Raw genomic sequence first — 17,903 nt, forward strand, 5'->3', positions numbered from 1 at the left:
CAGATTGTCTGTCGAGGCATTCCCGCTGCAGCGTTTCGGCTTGCCCTTCGGTCACATGGACGCCCGGATCGTCAACCACTACATCTAAGCTATCAGCGGAGTACCTCATGGACACGCAGCCCGTCCCCTTCGTGCCGCCGGCGCCCAAGCCGCGCACGACGCCGCCTTCGACGCTGGAGATGATGCGGATCGTCTACCGCAATCCCCTCGAACTGTGGGGCGAGCACACCTACAACGAACCCTGGATTTCGGCGAATGGCGTCGGCGGGCATCTGATCGTCGCCAACGATCCCGGCCTCATCCGCCACGTGCTGATCGACAACGCCAAGAACTACAAGATGGCGACGGTGCGCCAGATGATCCTGCGGCCGATCCTGCGCGACGGGCTGCTGACCGCCGAAGGCGAGGTGTGGAAGCGGTCGCGCAAGGCGATGGCGCCGGTGTTCACGCCGCGGCATATCTTCGGCTTCGCCGAGCCGATGCTGCGCCGCACGATGCAGTTCGTCGCCCGCTACGAGGAGGGCGGGATGACCGATGTCGCCCACGACATGACGCTGCTCACCTACGATATCCTGGCCGAAACGCTGTTTTCGGGCGAGATTGCGGGCGAGCCCGGCAGTTTCGCGCAGGAAATCGACCGCCTGTTCGAAACCATGGGCCGTGTCGATCCGCTCGACCTGTTGCGCGCGCCCGAATGGCTGCCGCGGCTGACCCGCATCCGCGGCCGCAAGACCATGGCGTATTTCCGCAAGATCGTCACCGATACAGTCAAGATGCGCGAGGAGCGGCTGAAGCGCGACTCCGACACCGCGCCGCAGGATTTCCTGACGCTTCTGCTGCGCGCCGAAGGCCCCGACGGGCTGACGCGGGCGGAAGTCGAGGACAACATCATCACCTTCATCGGCGCCGGCCACGAGACCACCGCGCGGGCGCTGGGCTGGACGATCTACTGCCTCGCCGAAGCGCCGTGGGAGCGCGAAAAGGTCGAGCGCGAGATCGATGCCGTGCTGGCGCGCGAACCCGACCCGACGAAATGGCTCGACGCAATGCCGTTCACCCGCGCCGCCTTCGAGGAGGCGCTGCGGCTTTATCCGCCGGCGCCGTCGATCAACCGCGAGCCGATCGAGACGGAGACCTGGAACGATCTGGTGCTCCCCAAGCGCGCGGCCGTACTGGTGATGCCTTGGGTCGTCCACCGCCACAGAAAACTGTGGGACATGCCCGACGCCTTCATGCCCGAACGCTTCCATCCGGGAAACCGCGAGAAGATCGACCGCTTCCAGTATCTGCCGTTCGGCGCCGGTCCGCGCATCTGCATCGGCGCCAGCTTCGCCATGCAGGAGGCGATCATTGCGCTGGCCATCATGCTGTCGCGCTTCCGCTTCGATGTGACCGCCGAGACCAAGCCGTGGCCGGTGCAGAAACTGACGACACAGCCGCAAGGCGGCCTGCCGATGCAGGTGACGCGGCGCGTTTAACGGCGCACGCCTTGTTACGCGATGCCGGCGGGCTTGCGCTGGAACTGGCCTGCGGCGCGGAAGCGCCAGAGATAGCTGGGCAGGATGGTGCCGATAGACTGCGGCTGGATGTCGAGGCCGGCAAGGTTCCGGTTGGCCTTGTTGGCCTCCTCCGACACGATGTTGGGCTGGCGCAGCAGCAGCACCTGGTCCTTGGTCAGCAACGGGTTGGGCAGCAGGCCGAGGATCGAGGCCTGCAGATTGGCCATCCACCACGGCACCGGCACCAGGAGCCGCTTGCGCTCGATGACGGTGAGCAGCTCTTCCATGCACTGCTTGAAGGTGAGCACTTGCGGCCCGCCGAGTTCATAGATCTGGCCGCCCTTGATCTTGCCCTCGACCGAACGCGCCACGGCTTCGGCGACATCGCCGACATAGACCGGCTGGAACTTGGTCTGGCCGCCGCCGATCAGCGGCAGCACCGGCGAATAGCGCGCCATGTCGGCGAAGCGGTTGAAGAAACTGTCCTCGGGTCCGAAATTGATCGACGGACGGAAGATGACGGCGTCCGGGATCGTCTCCAGGACGGCCTTTTCGCCGAGCGCCTTGGTGCGGGCATAGTCGGATTCGGCGTTGAGGTCGGCGCCCAGCGCCGAGATGTGGGTGAGCCCTGCGCCGACCGAGCGCGCGGCTTCGGCGACGGCGCGGGCGCCGAATTCGTGCACGGTGTTGAATTTCTGCCGGCCGCTTTCATACGGGATGGCGACCAGATTGATGACATGGTCGGCGCCCTGCACGGCGCGGTCGACCGACCAGCGCACGCGCACATTGGCCTGCACCGGCTGGATCTGGCCGACATTGCCGAGCGGCTGCAGATGTCCCGCGAGATCGGGCCGGCGCACCGCCACCCTGATGCGGTAGCCGCGCTTGGCCAGCGCCCGCACGATGTGGCGGCCGACGAAGCCGGAGCCGCCGAAGACGACCACGAGCTTGGGGATCTGCAGGATTTCGGTCATGGCTGGCTCCGGCGCTCGAAAGCTTGGCTGAAGCCGTTTCATAGTCCGTTTTGGGCCAAAGGCAAAGGGTGACGCGTCGTCGCTGCCACCCTCTTATAGACCCTTCAGAACGCCTTGCCGATGCGCGCGTCGACCGACTGGCGGTTGCCGCCGCGGATAACGAAGAACAGCAGGATCGCCGCCCATAGAAGCGACTTTTCAGCGCCGGAAAAGCCCTGGCCGGCAGTGATCCAGTGGAACCAGACGGTGACCAGCAGCACGATCATGCCGGCAAAGGCGGCGGGCCGAGTCAACAGGCCGATGGCGATCAGAATGCCGCCGAAGAATTCGGTGCAGGACAAAGCAACGACCAGAACGCGCCGGGATAGAAGCCGAGGCCTTCGACCATCTCGGCGGCGCCGAAAGGGTTGGCGATCTTCTGCGAGCCGTGAATGGTGAAACCCGCCGGCGACGACGCGCAGAAGGGTTTCGGCGCCATCATGCAGCGACGAATACAGGCGGCCAAACACCGGAACGATAAGTTTGCCGCGGGAAGCGTCGGTGGTTGCGGAAATCGTAGCTCCTGTTTTTGTGACGATCCCTTGCAAACGCCCGATGGTTCCCGGCAAGTCAAGTTAACAAAGCTAACTTTCGCCACATGTTTTAGCACACAGAGCACGAACGCAGAAAACCCCGCCGAAGCGGGGTTTTCCGGGTGACGCAACGGTCGAGACAGAGCGCAACGGGGCGGATAACCTGAGACGGCATACGCCCGCCCGGGCCCTAAACGCATCCGACAGAAGACACCGACCGGGCAAACCCGACCCGGCAGCTATTGGTCGTTGCGATCGGTAGAAAGGTTCAGTCAGGTCGCGTAAAAATTCGTTGTCGCAGGACCGCTTCAGCCCGAATAGCGCTCGGCGAACTCGGAAATGCGCTGCACCACGGCTTTGGGGGCATTGATGCCGCGCGCCTGCGCCTTCTCGGCCGCTTCGGCCCGCGCCCGGCCCGGCACGTGCACGCCAAAGCGCCGGCGCAGCCGGTCGAGCTGGTCCTTCATGCGTTGCTCGAAATCCGGGTCGAGCAGCTTGGGCTCGACGGCGAGCACGAACAGGCCGGTTCCCGGGCTGTCCGGTCCGCCGGAGAACCAGGGCGCGTCGAGCGACCAGTTGGCGCCCGACAGGCCAGCCGCCAGCACTTCGACCATCAGCGCGATGTTGGCGCCGCGCTGGCCGCCGAAGGCCAGCATGGCGCCCTTCATGGCCGCGGCCGGATCGGTGGTCGGGTTGCCGCTGGCGTCCAGCGCCCAGCCTTCGGGGATCTTCTTGCCGTCCTCGGCCGCCTTGCGGATGTTGACGAAGGCGGTGGCGCTCGACGACTGGTCGATGACCAGCGGCGCGCCATCAGCGGCGGGTGCCGCAAACGACATCGGGTTGGTGCAATAGACCGGCTTGACCGAGCCCGAGCCTGCCAGCACCGCCGGCCCGTTGGTGGCGGCGAAGGAGACCAATCGCAATTGCGCCAGACGCCCGGTGAAATAGCCTAGTGCGCCGCAGGTATAAGCGTTCTTCTGCGAGAAGATGGCGACGCCGAACAGCCTTGCCGCCTTGGCGAGGTCGTCGATGGTGCGGTCGAAGCCGGTATGGGCGAGGCCGCCACGCGCATCGGAGAGATAGACGGCGAGCGCCGGCCTGGTGATCACGGGATCGGCATTGCCGTCGATGCGGCCGGCTTCCAGCGCTTCGAGGTAATCGATGAAATGGGTCAGCCCGACGGTCGAAAGCCCTTCCGCCTCGGCGGCAATGATCGAGGCGGTGAGCGACCTCGCCGCCTCCTCATTGGCGCCGGCGCCGAGCGCCGCCATCCGGCACAGCCCTGTTGCCTGGTCGAGAGAGAGTTGCATGGTGCGGACCCGATTGGTGGTGAGAGTGAGTAGGGAGTAGTCAGTAGGGAGTAGCGAAAGCAAGCGGTTTCCCGGTCATATGCTGACTACTCACTACTGCCTGCTCACTATTCCCTAGCCCACCTTGTTCGGTATGCGCGCCTCGATCTTGCTGAATGCAAACACCAGTATGCCGGTGATGATCATGTAGATCAGCGCCAAAAGCAGCAAGGGTTCGTAGGTGAGGTAGGTGTCCTGCCGGACCTTGGACGAGACTGCGAAGATGTCGATGACGCTGATCGTCGCCACCAGCGGCGTCGACTTCAGCTGCAGCACGGTTTCGCCGGTCAGCGTCGGCAGCGCCCGGTAGATGGCCTGCGGCAGCCAGATGCGGCGGAAAATCTTCCAGCGGCTCATGCCGAAAGCGCGGGCCGCCTCTAACTGCCCCTTCGGCACGCCGGCAAAGGCGCCGCGCATTACTTCGCCCTCATAGCCGGCGAAGGACAAGGTCAGTGCCAGCACGCCATAAGGCCAGGCTTGCCTCAGATACGGCCACATCCAGGATTCGCGGATCCAGGGAAATTGCGGAAACAGCGAGCCCAGCCCGTAATAGAGCAGCCATAGCTGGATCAGCAGCGGCGTGCCCCTGATGACGGTGCAGAATGTCCTGGCGGGCGCGGAAAACCAGAAAGAGCCGGCGGCCTGCGCGAGCCCGAGCGGCACGGCGAGCAGGAAGCCGAGAAAGCAGGTGACGGCCAGGATCCACAGCGACCGCCAGATGCCGAGAAGCCCCATTTCGTAATATTGCGGCAGCCAATCCCAGCGCATGAAGAAGGCTGCGCCGAAAACCAGCGCGATCGCGACCAGGATCAGCACGATGCGATGCGGCTGCAGCCACAGCGACGTGCGCGCGGCAGCGTTGATGATGGTCGCTTCTCCGGCCATCAGCGCGCATCCTTGAGCGACGGCATACCGCGCCGCGACCAGGCCTCGAGGCGGCCGATGAGCAGGTTGGAGACCAGCGACAAGATGAGATAGAGCACGCCCGCGGCGAAAAAGAAGGTGAAATAGGCTTTGGTGACGCCCGCCGCCTGCCGCGTCGCCAGCGCCAGTTCGTAAAAGCCGACGACTGCCAGAAGGGCCGTATCCTTGGTGGCGATCAGCCACAGATTGGCGAGCCCGGGTATGGCGAAGGGCAGCATCGCCGGCAAGGTGATGCGCCGCAGCATGAGCCCGGGTGACATGCCATAGGCGCGAGCGGCTTCGATCTGGCCCTGCGGTATGGCCAGGATGGCGCCACGGATCACTTCGGTCGAATAGGCGCCCTGGACAAAGCCGAGCACGGCGATGCCTGCCGCAAGGCCGCTGACGTCGACGCGCTGGTAGCCCATTGCCGTCAGCGCCTGGTTAATCAGGTCTGTTCCGGCATAATAGAGCAGCAGGATCAGCACCAGTTCGGGCACGGCGCGCACGATGGTGGTGTAAACCGCCAGCAAGTCGCGTACGACCGGCCCGCCGTAAAGTTTGCCAAAGGCGCCACCGGTGCCGATCAGGAGACCAAGGACCGTGGCGCCGAGCGCGATCTCGATCGAATGGAGCAGCCCAAGCAACAGCGTGCCGCCCCAGCCCGGCGGATTGGGCGAGAGAAGTTCTATGATGCCGGCCGCCGAGGCCGAAAGAAGTGCGTCGATCAGCGTCGCCCCCGGATTGCTGGCTTCAACCACCGCCGACGGCAGCGTCGGTGGCAGCATGTCTGGGAAAGGTCGGGCAGGAGGGGCATGGCGTTGGCGCCGTGCCCCTCAGCTCATGCGAGGATCGTCAGTTCGACTGCGCGCCGCCACCACCGTAAATGTCGAAATCGAAGTATTTCTTCGATATCTCGTCATATTTGCCGTTCGAGCGGATCGCCTTGATGCCGGCGTTGATCTTGGCCTTAAGGTCGGTGTCTTCCTTGCGCACGCCGGCGCCCACGCCCGGTCCGAGCACTTCATCGTCCGGAGCCACCATGCCCTTCAGATCGCAGCAGGCCTTGCCCTGGTCCGACTTCAGGAATGCGTCGAGCGCGATCGAATCCGCCTGGACGGCGTCGAGGCGGCCTGCGGCCAGATCGTTGTTGGCTTCGTCCTGGGTCTGGTATTCCTTGATCTCGGCGGCCGTGGGGCCGAAATGCTTCTTGGCATAGGCCGAATGGGTGGTCGACACCTGCACGCCGAGCACTTTGCCCTTGAGATCGTCCGGCGTGGCGCCGAATTTCTGGTCCTTCGGGCCGATGATGGCGGTCGGCGTGTTGTAGTACTTATCCGAGAAGTCGATGGTCTTCTCGCGTTCGGCGGTGATCGACATCGAACTGGCGATGACGTCGATCTTCTTGGTCGTCAGCGCCGGGATGATGCCGTCCCAGGCGACAGGCGTGATGACGCAGTCGAGCTTCTCCTCGGCGCAGACGGCGTCGATGAACTCGATTTCCCAGCCAACCCATTTGCCGGAAGCGTCCGGCGAGGTGAAGGGCGGATAGGGCTCGGCGGCGACACCGATCTTGACCGGATCGGCCTTGGCCACGCCCATGGCGGCAACGCCGAGCAGCAGCGCTGCGGCGAATGTTTTCAGAACAGTCTTCATGTCACGACTCCCAGTTTGTTGTTGGTTCCCGGTTTTCTTCCGTCCCGGCTTGTCCTAGCCGATGTTGCGGATGAACTGCTTCAGCCTTTCGGATTTCGGTGCGCCGAATATCTGCTCCGGCGGCCCCTCTTCCTCGACCAGCCCGTTGCAGAGGTAGACGACATGGGTCGCGACCTCGCGGGCGAATTTCATTTCATGCGTGACCAGCACCATGGTGCGGCCCTCGCGCGCCAGGTCGCCGATCACCTTCAGCACCTCGCCGACCAGCTCCGGGTCGAGCGCCGAGGTCGGCTCGTCGAACAGCATGACGCGCGGGTTGATGGCCAGGGCGCGGGCGATCGCCGCGCGCTGCTGCTGGCCGCCCGAGAGATAGGCCGGATAGACGTCGCGCTTTTCGGCCAGGCCGACGCGCGCCAAAAGCTTTTCGGCTTCCCTGATCGCCACGTCGCGCCTGACGCCCAGAACATGCACCGGAACCTCGATGACGTTCTCGATCAGCGTCATGTGGCTCCACAGGTTGAAGTTCTGGAACACCATGCCGAGCTTGGCGCGGATGCGTTCGATCTGCCGGCGGTCGGCGGGCACGGTGTGGCCGTGGCTGTCGGCCTTGAGTTTGATCTCCTCGCCATTGACGCGGATGATGCCGCTGGTCGGGTTTTCCAGGCAGTTGATGCAGCGCAGCAGCGTCGACTTGCCGGAACCCGAGCCGCCGATAATGGCGATCACCTCGCCGTCGCGCGCCGACAGCGAAACGCCTTTCAGCACATGCAGATGGCCGAATTTCTTGTGCAGGTTCTCGACATGGATGGCTTCGGCGGCGCCGTCCTGCGCCTTGCCGGATTGGACTGCGGCGGTTCCCGCCGCGCTCACCGGGGAACCTCTGCCACAGGGTCCACGGCAGATCGTCGAACGTCTATCCGGCTAATCAACATACGCTGTAATGCCCACTCCAGACTTCAGCATGGACCCAACAGCGCGAGCCCGTCAATCCCGCTCATTACGGCACTTGCGGCCTTATTGTGCAAGTGTATAAATAGCCTCCGATGAAAATTTTTCCATTTTTTTCACCTTGAACACGGCATTGAAAAGGGCACTGATGAGCGCTTTCGGATCACAATCCATGGCGGCGCCGTTGCGGCGCGTGCTGATGCGGTCGGCGGCCAATGCCATGCGCGGTGCCGACCGGGCTACCTGGCACTATGGCCCGGGTTTCGACCCGGCGAAAGCGGCGGCGCAGCACGCGGCTCTCGCTGAGCTGGTGACGGCGTCCGGCGCCGAAATCGAATGGATCGATGACAAGGCCGACGGGCTGTCGGATTCCGTATTCACCCACGACCCGTCGCTGATGACCGACCGCGGCGCGCTGATCCTGTCCATGGGCAAGCCATTGCGCGCCCGGGAGCCATCGCTGCATGAGGAAACCTACACACGCCTGGGTATTCCCATCCTCGGCCGCGTCCAGGCTCCCGGCCAGGTCGAAGGCGGCGATTGCGTATGGCTGGATGCCAGCACGCTGGTGATCGGGCGCGGGGTGCGCTCCAACCAGGAAGGCATACAGCAGGTTTCCAACCTGCTGACGCCGCTCGGCATTTCCGTCTACGGCTTCGATCTGCCGCTGTGGCAGGGCGAGGAGGCGTGCCTGCATCTGATGTCGGTGATCAGCCCGCTGGCCGACGACCTGGCCCTGGTCTATTCACCGCTTTTGCCGGCGCCGTTCTATCAGTTGCTGAAGGCGCGCGGCATCCGGCTGGTGGAAGGCGACGCCGAAGAGTTTGCCGCGTCCAACGGCCTCAGCCTGAACGTGCTGCCGACCAGCCCGCACAAAGTCATTGCCGTCGCCGGCTTTCCCAAGACCAAGGCCGCGATGGAAGCCGCCGGCTGCACGGTTCAAATCTTCGAGGCGGATGCCCTCTGCATCGCCTGCGAAGGTGGGCCGACATGCCTGACGCGGCCCATCCTGCGGCAATGAATGAGCGCCGCAAGTTCCGCCGCGAGGGCGAGGAGCGGCGGCGGCAGGATTTGATCGACGCGACCCTGGACAGCGTGGCCGAACATGGGCTGGAGGGCGCCAGCCTGCGCACCATCGCACTGCGCGCCGGCGTCACCGCGGGGCTGATCCGGCACTATTTCCCCGGCAAGGAAGACTTGCTGCAGGAAGCGTACGCGGCGCTGATGGGCCGTATGACCGAGCAGGCGAAGGCAGCATTGCTCATGGAAGACGCCGCGCCGCGCCAGCGCCTTGCGGCCTTCGTTACCGCCAACCTCAACGCCCCGATCATCGATGCACGCGTGTTTTCGCTCTGGGCAACCTTCATCGGCCGCGCCGGCGCGGATCCGAGCCTGGCTCGCGCCCACCGCGAAGGCTATCTTGGCTTTCGCAACGAGGTGGAAGCAGTCGTTGCTGAAGTGCTCGGCGCCGAGCAGCGCAGGCCAAACGCAAATGAACTGCGCCGCCATGCCATTGCCATCAACGCGATCATCGACGGGCTCTGGATCGAAGGCTGTCTGGCCGCAGAGATGTTCTCGCCTGGCGAATTGGCGGCGATCGGCGTCAAAGCCATAGAGGCCGAGCTCGGCCTCGCACCGCAAAAGGGAGAGAAGCCATGACCACCATCGGCGAAGCGCTGATCACGCTGCTCGAAGCGCATGGCGTCGACACCGTTTTCGGCATTCCTGGCGTCCACACTGTCGAGCTTTACCGCGGGCTGGCGCGTTCAAAGATACGCCATGTCACGCCGCGTCACGAACAGGGCGCCGGCTTCATGGCCGACGGCTATGCCCGTGCCAGCGGCCGGCCGGGCGTTGCCTTTGTCATCACCGGACCGGGGCTGACCAACACCATCACCGCAATGGGCCAGGCGCGCGCCGATTCGGTGCCGATGCTGGTGATTTCGGGCGTCAACGCGATGCCGACGCTGGGAAAGGGGCTGGGCTTCCTGCACGAACTGCCGGACCAGCGCGGCATGATGGAGAAGGTGGCGCTGTTTTCGCAGCGTGTCACCGAGGCCAGCGAATTGCCTGGCGCTTTGGCGCGGGCCTTCGCGCTGTTTTCGTCGTCGCGGCCGGGCCCCGTCCATATCGAGATCCCGACCGACGTCATGGTCAAACCGGCCGACGGCATCGCTGCTTCGCTCACCAATGCAGCGCCGCCGGCGCCGGATGGCGCAGCCATTGCCGAGGCAGCCAAACTGATCGCAGCCGCGCGCCGGCCGCTGATCCTTGCCGGTGGCGGCGCCAAGCGCGCCGAACAGCCACTGCAGCGCCTGGCCGAGCGGCTCGGCGCACCTGTCGTCCAGACCGCCAATGCGCGCGGTCTGCTGCACGCGCATCCGCTTTGCGTGCCGGCCAGCCCCAGCCTGAAGGCGGTGCGTGCGCTGATGGCAGACGCCGATCTGGTCATCGCTGCCGGCACCGAATTCGGCCCGACCGACTATGACGGTTACAGCGACGGCGGCTTCGTGCTGCCCGCCAACCTGATCCGCATCGATATCGGCGCCGACCAGCTCGCCCGCCGCCCGGTGAGCGTCGGCATCCAGGCCGATTGCGCGGAGGCGCTTGGCGCACTGCTTGGCGCGCTCCACCCTGATCATGCCGCGGCGAAGAACGGCGAGAGCCGCGCAGCCGCGTCGAGGAAGGCGGCCTTTGCCGAGCTCAGCCCGGCCTATGCCGCGCAGGTGCGTGCGGTGGAAACCATCCGCGACGCACTGCCGGGCGCAATCATCGTCGGCGATTCCACGCAGCCGATCTACGCCGCCAATCTCTATTACGACCATGACCGGCCAGGCGGCTGGTTCAACGCCGCCACCGGTTTCGGCGCGCTCGGCTACGGGCCGCCGGCGGCGATCGGCGCAGCGCTCGCCATACCCGGCGTGCCGGTGGTTTGCCTCACCGGCGACGGCGGCTTCCAGTTCACCTTGCCGGAGCTGGGCGCGGCGCTCGATGCACCCGCACCGGTCATCTTCGTCGTCTGGAACAACAGAGGCTATCGCGAGATCGAAACGTCGATGCTCGATGTCGGCGTCGAGCCGGTCGGCGTGTCCCCGGCGCCGCCGGATTTCTGCAAGCTGGCCGAGGCCTACGGCATATCAGCCGAGCGGCTTGCCGATACTGCCGGTCTCGCCGATGCGCTCAAACGCGCACGCGCAACCAGACTGCCGCACGTCATCGAAATCACCATCGACTGACGCCTGGCCGCGCGCCGTACGTCCATGCGCGGGGGTCGGAAGGGGCGGTCGGCGGCTTCGAGCGATGCAAAGACGCAACAACTGCCATGTCGAGATGTCGGTTGAGTGATCGTGCAAAAGGCGCGACGCTCTGCGTCGGCGCGGCACGACAAGCGACATAATCATAAGAAACGACAGGAGCGTCCAGGATGACGGAAACAGTTCAGGGCAAGCATATCGTGGTGACCGGTGGCACCGGGGCGCTGGGTGCCGCGGTCGTCGGCAAATTGCTGGCGGACGGCGCGATCTGCCATGTGCCGAATGCCCACGCGTCGGCCCCCTCGCATTTCCCCTTCGCGGCCCATGATCGCGTCCGGCTGGCGCACAATGTCGATCTCGCCGATCCTGCCAAGGTCGATGCCTTCTATGACAGCGTCCCCGAATTGTGGGCCTCCATCCATCTGGCCGGCGGCTTTGCCATGGCCCCCGTCGAGAAAATCGAATCCGCATCCTTTGCCGAAATGATGGACACCAACGCCCGCACCGCCTTTCTGTGCTGCCGCGCGGCAGTGCGCTCCATGCTGGGCTCGAACACAGCGGGCCGCATCGTCAATGTCACGGCACGCGCCGGGCTCGACCCGCGCAGAGGCGCCGGCATGGTCGCCTATACCGCGAGCAAAGCGGCAGTGGCGGCGATGACCGTGGCGATGGCGGAAGAGCTGAAGCACAAAGGCATACTGGTCAACGCGGTGGCGCCCTCGACGCTCGATACGCCGGCCAACCGAGCCGACATGCCGGATGCCGATTTCGGCAAATGGGTCAGCCTCGAAGCCGCCGCCGAGGCAATCGCCTATCTGGCATCACCGGCCAATCTGGCAATGAGCGGAACGCTGGTGCCGCTTTACGGCCGCGCCTGAAGTTCCGCCGCGCAGGCGACTCATTTGGTTTGGCTTCCGATGGCGGCCTTTGCCGACCTCGCCTGATCTACAGCGGAGGTTGGCCATTCAATCATGGCGACCGCCGACGCCTCCACGGCATTAGAAGGCCTGCGACTACGTCAGGTTCGAGACGCCCGCTTCCACGACCTCGACTGCGTCGCCGATGGCGATCGTGCCGGCGTTGTTGGGAATGGCATTCTGGCCGAAGATGATGCCGCCCTTGGCGGAGCGGTGGAGTTTGCCAAGCGTGTGCAACGGCTCGCGCGGGTCCGGCTGCTCGCCGCTCAACGGATCTCGGGTGGTGATGACGCAGCGCGAGCAGGGCTTTGCGATCCGCAACTCCACGGTGCCGATGCGGATCGTCTTCCAGCTGTCTTCAGGCCATGGGCCTTCTGCGTCGACGACGATGTTTGGCCGGAACCGCGCCATCTCGATGGGCCTGGCAAGATGGCTGTTCAGATGGTTCAGCGAGCCCGTCGTGGCGATCAGCAGCGGAAAACCGTCGGCAAAGCCGACGTAATCGCCAGGCTGGCCGAATTCCGCATCGACCGGCCGGTTTCGCGGATCGTCGAAATAGACGAGATCGACGGGCCGGCCGAGAATAGCCGAGAGATATGCACCGGCGGCCGGATCGCCCGGCCGCGCGGCAACCATATCCTTCCAGATCTTGACTTGCCGGAGCGCGGTGCCGGGAGCCGGAGCCTCGACGAAGTGCGAGCCATGCCTGTCATGTTTCAACAGGATGCCCGTTCCGCGATGCTCGACGTCGATCGTCGTCATATCAGGTATCTGGCGAATGGTGAGGAACTGCCCATCCTTGTCGACGACCATCCAGCGGCGGTCGCCTTCCATGCCCATTGTCTCGATGTCGGCGCTCGGCACGGCATGGCCGCGCAGGCTCTTGACCGGATAGCGATAGAGTTCGACGACCTTCATCGCGCATGCTTCTCCGTTGCCCGAAGGGCCGGACTTCCGTGTTTACGTCTGCGACGATAGCCGAGCCTACAGCCGCGCATGCGGAATTGAAGGGGTTCCGCCGTCTTTGTCTTGTGCCAACCGCGTCGCCGAGCATGAAAAAACCCGCGAGCCTTGCGGCCCGCGGGTCTTCTTGTTCAAGCCGCGCGTGAGGCGCAGCCGAGGTTTACGCTTGCGCGAAGCGGCTTACGCGCTGCGCGCGAAGCGGCTTAGCTGCCCTGCTTCTTCAGCGCGGCGCCAAGGATGTCGCCCAGCGAAGCGCCGGAGTCGGTAGAGCCGTACTGTGCGACGGCTTCCTTCTCTTCCGCGATTTCCAGCGCCTTGATCGAGACCTGCAGCTTGCGGGTCTTCTTGTCGAAGGCGATGACGCGGGCGTCCAGCTTCTGGCCGACCGAGAAGCGCTCGGGGCGCTGCTCGTCACGGTCACGGCTGAGGTCGTTGCGCTTGATGAAGGTCTCGATGCCGCTGTCGACCAGCCGCACTTCCAGACCGCCATCCTTGATGCCGGTGACTTCGCAGGTGACCACGGCGTTCTTGCGCAGTTCGCCTGAAGTCGCGGCTTCGCCGACCGTATCCTTGGCCAGCTGCTTGATGCCGAGCGAGATGCGCTCCTTGTCGATGTCGACGTCGAGCACCTGCGCCTTGACCATGTCGCCGCGATTGTACTCTTCAATGACCTGCTCGCCCGGACGGGTCCAGTCGAGGTCGGAGAGGTGCACCATGCCGTCCACGTCGCCTTCGAGGCCGATGAACAGGCCGAACTCGGTCTTGTTCTTGACCTCGCCCTCGACCTGGCTGCCGACCGGATGGCTCGCGGCAAAAGCCTGCCACGGGTTTTCCAGCGTCTGCTTGAGGCCGAGCGAGATGCGGCGCTTGGCCGGATCGACCTCGAGCACCACAACGTCGACTTCCTGCGTCGTCGACAGGATCTTGCCGGGGTGCACGTTCTTCTTGGTCCACGACATTTCCGAAACGTGGATGAGGCCTTCGATGCCCGGCTCCAGCTCGACGAACGCGCCGTAGTCGGTGATGTTGGTGACGGTACCCTTGATCTTCTTGCCGATCGGGAACTTGGTGCCGATCTCGGACCACGGATCGCTCTCGAGCTGCTTCATGCCGAGCGAGATGCGGTGGGTTTCCTGGTTGATGCGGATGATCTGCACCTTGACCGTCTGACCGATGTTGAGGATCTCGGTCGGGTGGTTGACGCGGCGCCATGCCATGTCGGTGACATGCAGCAGGCCATCGATGCCGCCGAGGTCGACGAACGCACCGTAATCGGTGATGTTCTTGACGACGCCTTCGACAACCTGGCCTTCTTCGAGGTTCTGCACGATTTCCGAACGCTGTTCGGCGCGGCTTTCCTCGAGCACGGTGCGGCGCGACACCACGATGTTGCCGCGGCGGCGATCCATCTTGAGGATCTCGAAGGGCTGCGGGTTGTGCATCAGCGGAGAGACATCGCGGATCGGGCGGATATCGACCTGGCTGCGCGGCAGGAAGGCCACGGCGCCGTCGAGGTCGACGGTGAAGCCGCCCTTGACCTGGTTGAAGATGACGCCTTCGACGCGCTCACCCTTGGTGAACTTCTCTTCGAGCTTGACCCAGCTCTCTTCGCGGCGGGCCTTGTCGCGCGACAGGACGGCTTCGCCCAGCGCGTTTTCGATGCGCTCGACCATGACCTCGACCGTGTCGCCGACCTTGAGCGTCGAGTCCTTGCCCTTGACGCCGAATTCCTTCAGCGGCACGCGGCCTTCGACCTTGAGGCCGACATCGATGATGGCCATGTCTTTTTCGATCGCCAGGATCGTGCCCTTGACGACCTGACCTTCGCCGGAGTGACCGGTGGTAAATGATTCTTCGAGCAGGCTCGCGAAATCGTCGCGAGTGGGATTTGCAGCTGACATATTTTCTCCTGGAGTGCCCCGCATCTGAAGCGGGACGGGCGCCGTGGGTTAGCGTTGCGTTGGCCTGCCGGCGTTCCGGGCTACAAAAGCCCTGGGCCGCCTAAGCGGCAATTCCGGCGCATGAAGAATGCTGGCAGGCTGGTTCGTGCCCGATATGGGTATTTTCTTCGCTTCCGGCAATCGGTGGAGCGGGAAAACCCTGGATCAGGCTTTGTCTCTCTTGGCCAGGGCGTCGTCGATGATCGCTTTGGCCGCCAGAAACGCGGCCTCTATAGCCATTTCGGAGGTATCAAGCAAGTGCGCGTCCGCCGCCGGCTTCAGCGGCGAGTCGGCGCGGCCCATGTCGCGCTCGTCGCGGCGCACAATATCGGCAAGAATTTCGGCGAAATCGGCGGTGCCGCCGATGCTTTCGATCTCGGCCAGCCGGCGCTGCGCCCGCACTTCGGCGCTCGCCGTCACATAGAGCTTTATGTCGGCGTCAGGGCACACAACCGTGCCGATGTCGCGCCCGTCGAGCACCGCGCCTGGCGGTGTCCTGGCGAAATCGCGCTGCTTTTCGACCAGGATGCGCCGGACGGTAGGGTAAATCGCGACCTTCGAGGCCGCCTCGCCAACCGCATGCGCCGACAGCACCGCACGGTCGAGCTTTGCCAGATCGACCTGGCGTGCGGCGGTTTCGGCTGCTGAGACATTGTCGAGTGGCAGCGCGTGCCGGATCAACGCATAGGCGACGGCGCGGTAGGTGAGGCCGGTGTCGAGCAGGTTGAGGCGGTAGTGGTCGGCCAGCCGGCGGGCCAGCGTGCCCTTGCCGGCGCCGGCCGGGCCGTCGATGGCGATGGTGAACGGCAATTCGCGACCTCGAAGATTTGCTGCTATCAGGATCGAAACTGGAAACCCGCATCTTTCAGCTTCAGAGCTTCATTTCCAGCGTAAAAGCCACTGTGCAGATGATTTAGATTTTTCCGCACCAGGCGTAGCAGCGCGTCGCCAATCTTGGTGAATGCCGCATGCTTCTCTATCAACTGCCCAAGATCGTCGAAGTCGCGCGCTTGGAAATAAAATCGGCCCTGAAAAATTGAACTGCCTTCGGTCCGGGATGGGTTGTACTGTATCACAGATGAGCGGCTGAGATCGGGATCATACGTATCGTTGTATGGATTGTGCTTCCAAACAATTTCCTCCCTCAGTGCCTTGGGAACGAGATGAAAGCCCTCGACCTTACGGCCCGGGTGCACTCGTTCAAATTTTTCTTTCAGCGAGGGTGCGGGGGTCTTCGACTGGCTGTTGATCACCGCGAATACCCCCTTTGAAAGCACGATGGACTGAAGCTCAGTTTGATCTTTGTCTGACAACCAGAAATTGACCTGCCTGCCCATCATTGCCGCGATTCCGACATTGCACTCTCATGCACGAATACTGCACATTGAGACAGGGAAAATCACCCAATCTCCGCGCCCAGCCCCGTCATCAGCCCCATGAACTCCGGGAAGCTCGTCGCGATCATTGCGGCGTCGTCGATGGTTACCGGCTTTTCCGTTGCCAGCCCCATCACCAGGAAGCTCATGGCGATACGATGGTCGAGATGCGTCTGCACCGTCGTGTCCTGGCCATTGGGATGGCCGCCCAGCCCCTTGCCGCCGGGCTTTCCGCGCACCGCGAGCGAAGCTTCCCCTTCGGTGCAGTCGACGCCGTTGAGCTTCAGCCCATTGGCAACCGCTGCCAGTCGGTCGGATTCCTTCACCCGCAGCTCTTCCAGCCCCTGCATCAACGTCTCGCCCTCGGCGAAGCTCGCGGCAACCGCCAGCACCGGATATTCGTCGATCATAGACGGCGCCCGCTCGGGCGGCACGGTGACGCCCTTGAGCTCGGAGTAGCGCACGCGCAGATCGGCAACATCCTCGCCGCCGGCATTGCGCGGGTTCAAGATGTCGATCTGGCCGCCCATTTCCTGCAACGTTAGAAGCAGGCCGGTGCGGGTGGGGTTCATCAGCACGTTCTCGATGACGATGTCCGAACCCGGCACGATCAGTGCCGCGACCAGCGGGAAGCCGGCCGAGGAGGGGTCGCCGGGCACGGCGATGGTCTGCCCCGTCAATTTGCCCTGGCCCTCGATGAAGATGTGGCGCACGCCGCGCTCGTCGGTCTCGACCGAGAGATTGGCGCCAAATCCCCTAAGCATCTTTTCGGTATGATCGCGCGTCATCACCGGTTCGATCACGGTGGTGATGCCGGGCGTGCTGAGGCCTGCCAGCAGCACGGCCGACTTCACCTGCGCCGAGGCCATCGGCACGCGGTAGGTAATGGGTGCGGCGTGTTTCGGCCCATGCAGCGTGATCGGCATGCGGTCGCCCGGCGTCGCCTTCAGCACCTGCACGCCCATCTGGCGCAAGGGTTCGAGCACGCGGCCCATCGGCCGTCCCGACAGCGATGCGTCGCCGATGAAGGTCGTTTCCATGTCGTAAGTGCCGACGAGGCCCATTGTGAGGCGGGAGCCGGTACCGGCATTGCCGAAATCGAGCGGGCCTTCCGGCTGCAGCAGCGCGCCATTGCCGGTGCCGCGGATCACCCACTCGGCGCCGCGCTTCTCGATATGCGCGCCCATCGCCTTCATGGCGGCCGCCGTGCGCATCACATCCTCGCCTTCGAGCAGGCCGGTGACGCGGGTTTCGCCGGAGGCAAGGCCGCCGAACATCATGGAACGGTGCGAAATCGACTTGTCGCCCGGCACGCGAGCGGTGCCGGAAAGGGCGGATGATTTGCGGGCGGTGGCCGGCTTGGCAGCGGCGGCGTGAGACATGGAATTTCCCTGGACGGAATGCCGGCGCACCGGCGCTTTTCATTTGTTGCGGCGGTCTCGTATCACGGCGGGCACGAATGGTCATCCCCATGGTCGTCGCTTGGCGCGAGGCCTTTCAGTGCTTGGTTTTGTGACGCCGGCTTTTCGCTTTGACAGCGCGGTAAACTGTG

The 17,903-nt window shown here is 64.3% G+C and carries 17 protein-coding genes and 1 pseudogene; 5 read left to right on the forward strand and 13 right to left on the reverse strand.

Annotation, left to right across the window (positions count from 1 at the left end; all coding sequences use genetic code 11):
* Positions 1-107: 107 nt before the first annotated feature.
* The gene (locus tag X757_RS154195) at positions 108-1,478 is read left to right on the forward strand and encodes a cytochrome P450 (RefSeq protein WP_023725948.1); all 1,371 of its coding nucleotides are present in this window, start codon (positions 108-110) and stop codon (positions 1,476-1,478) included.
* Positions 1,479-1,492: 14 nt separating this feature from the next.
* Here the strand turns inward: X757_RS154195 and X757_RS154190 are convergent, their stop codons facing one another.
* The 8 genes and pseudogenes from X757_RS154190 to X757_RS1000000168495 all read right to left on the reverse strand — a co-directional run bounded on the left by X757_RS154190 (position 1,493) and on the right by X757_RS1000000168495 (position 8,123).
* Complete coding sequence (locus X757_RS154190) at positions 1,493-2,473, reverse strand: complex I NDUFA9 subunit family protein (RefSeq protein ID WP_023725949.1); 981 nt, start codon at positions 2,471-2,473, stop codon at positions 1,493-1,495.
* 104 nt (positions 2,474-2,577) lie between these two features.
* Positions 2,578-3,027 (reverse strand): annotated as a pseudogene (locus X757_RS01000000164695) (DoxX family protein).
* A gap of 326 nt (positions 3,028-3,353) precedes the next feature.
* Entirely contained in the window at positions 3,354-4,355 is a 1,002-nt protein-coding gene (locus tag X757_RS154185) for an Ldh family oxidoreductase (RefSeq protein WP_023725950.1), read from the reverse strand.
* Between the two features lie 114 nt (positions 4,356-4,469).
* Complete coding sequence (locus X757_RS154180) at positions 4,470-5,279, reverse strand: ABC transporter permease (protein WP_023725951.1); 810 nt, start codon at positions 5,277-5,279, stop codon at positions 4,470-4,472.
* Complete coding sequence (locus X757_RS154175) at positions 5,279-5,944, reverse strand: ABC transporter permease (protein ID WP_032893169.1); 666 nt, start codon at positions 5,942-5,944, stop codon at positions 5,279-5,281. The genes X757_RS154180 and X757_RS154175 overlap by 1 nt, the downstream gene beginning before the upstream one ends.
* A 208-nt stretch (positions 5,945-6,152) precedes the next feature.
* The gene (locus X757_RS154170) at positions 6,153-6,953 is read right to left on the reverse strand and encodes a transporter substrate-binding domain-containing protein (protein WP_023671323.1); all 801 of its coding nucleotides are present in this window, start codon (positions 6,951-6,953) and stop codon (positions 6,153-6,155) included.
* A gap of 54 nt (positions 6,954-7,007) precedes the next feature.
* Positions 7,008-7,823, reverse strand: coding sequence for an ABC transporter ATP-binding protein (locus X757_RS154165; RefSeq protein ID WP_023671322.1), 816 nt, complete (start codon positions 7,821-7,823; stop codon positions 7,008-7,010).
* 144 nt (positions 7,824-7,967) lie between these two features.
* Positions 7,968-8,123, reverse strand: coding sequence for a hypothetical protein (locus X757_RS1000000168495; RefSeq protein ID WP_196815015.1), 156 nt, complete (start codon positions 8,121-8,123; stop codon positions 7,968-7,970).
* On the opposite strand from X757_RS1000000168495, the gene X757_RS154160 reads away from it, so the two are divergent.
* From X757_RS154160 to X757_RS154145, 4 genes are all read left to right on the forward strand, one after another.
* Positions 8,050-8,922, forward strand: a complete 873-nt coding sequence (locus X757_RS154160) for a dimethylarginine dimethylaminohydrolase family protein (RefSeq protein ID WP_023725952.1) — start codon at positions 8,050-8,052, stop codon at positions 8,920-8,922. The two genes, X757_RS1000000168495 and X757_RS154160, sit on opposite strands and share 74 nt — an antisense overlap.
* Complete coding sequence (locus X757_RS154155) at positions 8,892-9,560, forward strand: TetR family transcriptional regulator C-terminal domain-containing protein (RefSeq protein ID WP_023725953.1); 669 nt, start codon at positions 8,892-8,894, stop codon at positions 9,558-9,560. Before X757_RS154160 ends, X757_RS154155 begins: the two co-directional genes overlap by 31 nt.
* Complete coding sequence (locus tag X757_RS154150; protein ID WP_023725954.1) at positions 9,557-11,137, forward strand: 5-guanidino-2-oxopentanoate decarboxylase; 1,581 nt, start codon at positions 9,557-9,559, stop codon at positions 11,135-11,137. The genes X757_RS154155 and X757_RS154150 overlap by 4 nt, the downstream gene beginning before the upstream one ends.
* 188 nt (positions 11,138-11,325) lie before the next feature.
* Complete coding sequence (locus X757_RS154145) at positions 11,326-12,033, forward strand: SDR family NAD(P)-dependent oxidoreductase (RefSeq protein ID WP_023725955.1); 708 nt, start codon at positions 11,326-11,328, stop codon at positions 12,031-12,033.
* A gap of 135 nt (positions 12,034-12,168) precedes the next feature.
* On the opposite strand, the gene X757_RS154140 is transcribed toward X757_RS154145, so the two are convergent.
* The 5 genes from X757_RS154140 to aroA all read right to left on the reverse strand — a co-directional run bounded on the left by X757_RS154140 (position 12,169) and on the right by aroA (position 17,733).
* Positions 12,169-12,990: an MOSC domain-containing protein gene (locus tag X757_RS154140; protein WP_023725956.1), complete on the reverse strand. Its 822-nt coding sequence runs from the start codon at positions 12,988-12,990 to the stop codon at positions 12,169-12,171.
* A gap of 248 nt (positions 12,991-13,238) precedes the next feature.
* Positions 13,239-14,936 carry a 30S ribosomal protein S1 gene (gene rpsA, locus X757_RS154135; protein ID WP_023671316.1) on the reverse strand — a complete coding sequence of 566 codons (1,698 nt, stop codon included), beginning with the start codon at positions 14,934-14,936 and terminating at the stop codon, positions 13,239-13,241.
* A 204-nt stretch (positions 14,937-15,140) separates the two neighbouring features.
* Positions 15,141-15,785 (reverse strand): (d)CMP kinase, encoded by a 645-nt coding sequence (gene cmk / locus X757_RS154130; RefSeq protein WP_031201346.1) that lies wholly within the window; start codon positions 15,783-15,785, stop codon positions 15,141-15,143.
* 26 nt (positions 15,786-15,811) lie between these two features.
* Positions 15,812-16,315: a hypothetical protein gene (locus X757_RS154125; protein ID WP_023695919.1), complete on the reverse strand. Its 504-nt coding sequence runs from the start codon at positions 16,313-16,315 to the stop codon at positions 15,812-15,814.
* A 59-nt stretch (positions 16,316-16,374) separates the two neighbouring features.
* On the reverse strand, positions 16,375-17,733 hold the full coding sequence (gene aroA, locus X757_RS154120) for a 3-phosphoshikimate 1-carboxyvinyltransferase (protein ID WP_023725957.1): 1,359 nt from the start codon (positions 17,731-17,733) through the stop codon (positions 16,375-16,377).
* Between the last annotated feature and the right edge of the window lie 170 nt (positions 17,734-17,903).

The sequence above is a fragment of the Mesorhizobium sp. LSHC412B00 genome, from assembly GCF_000503035.1.
In the GTDB taxonomy this organism is placed as follows: domain Bacteria; phylum Pseudomonadota; class Alphaproteobacteria; order Rhizobiales; family Rhizobiaceae; genus Mesorhizobium.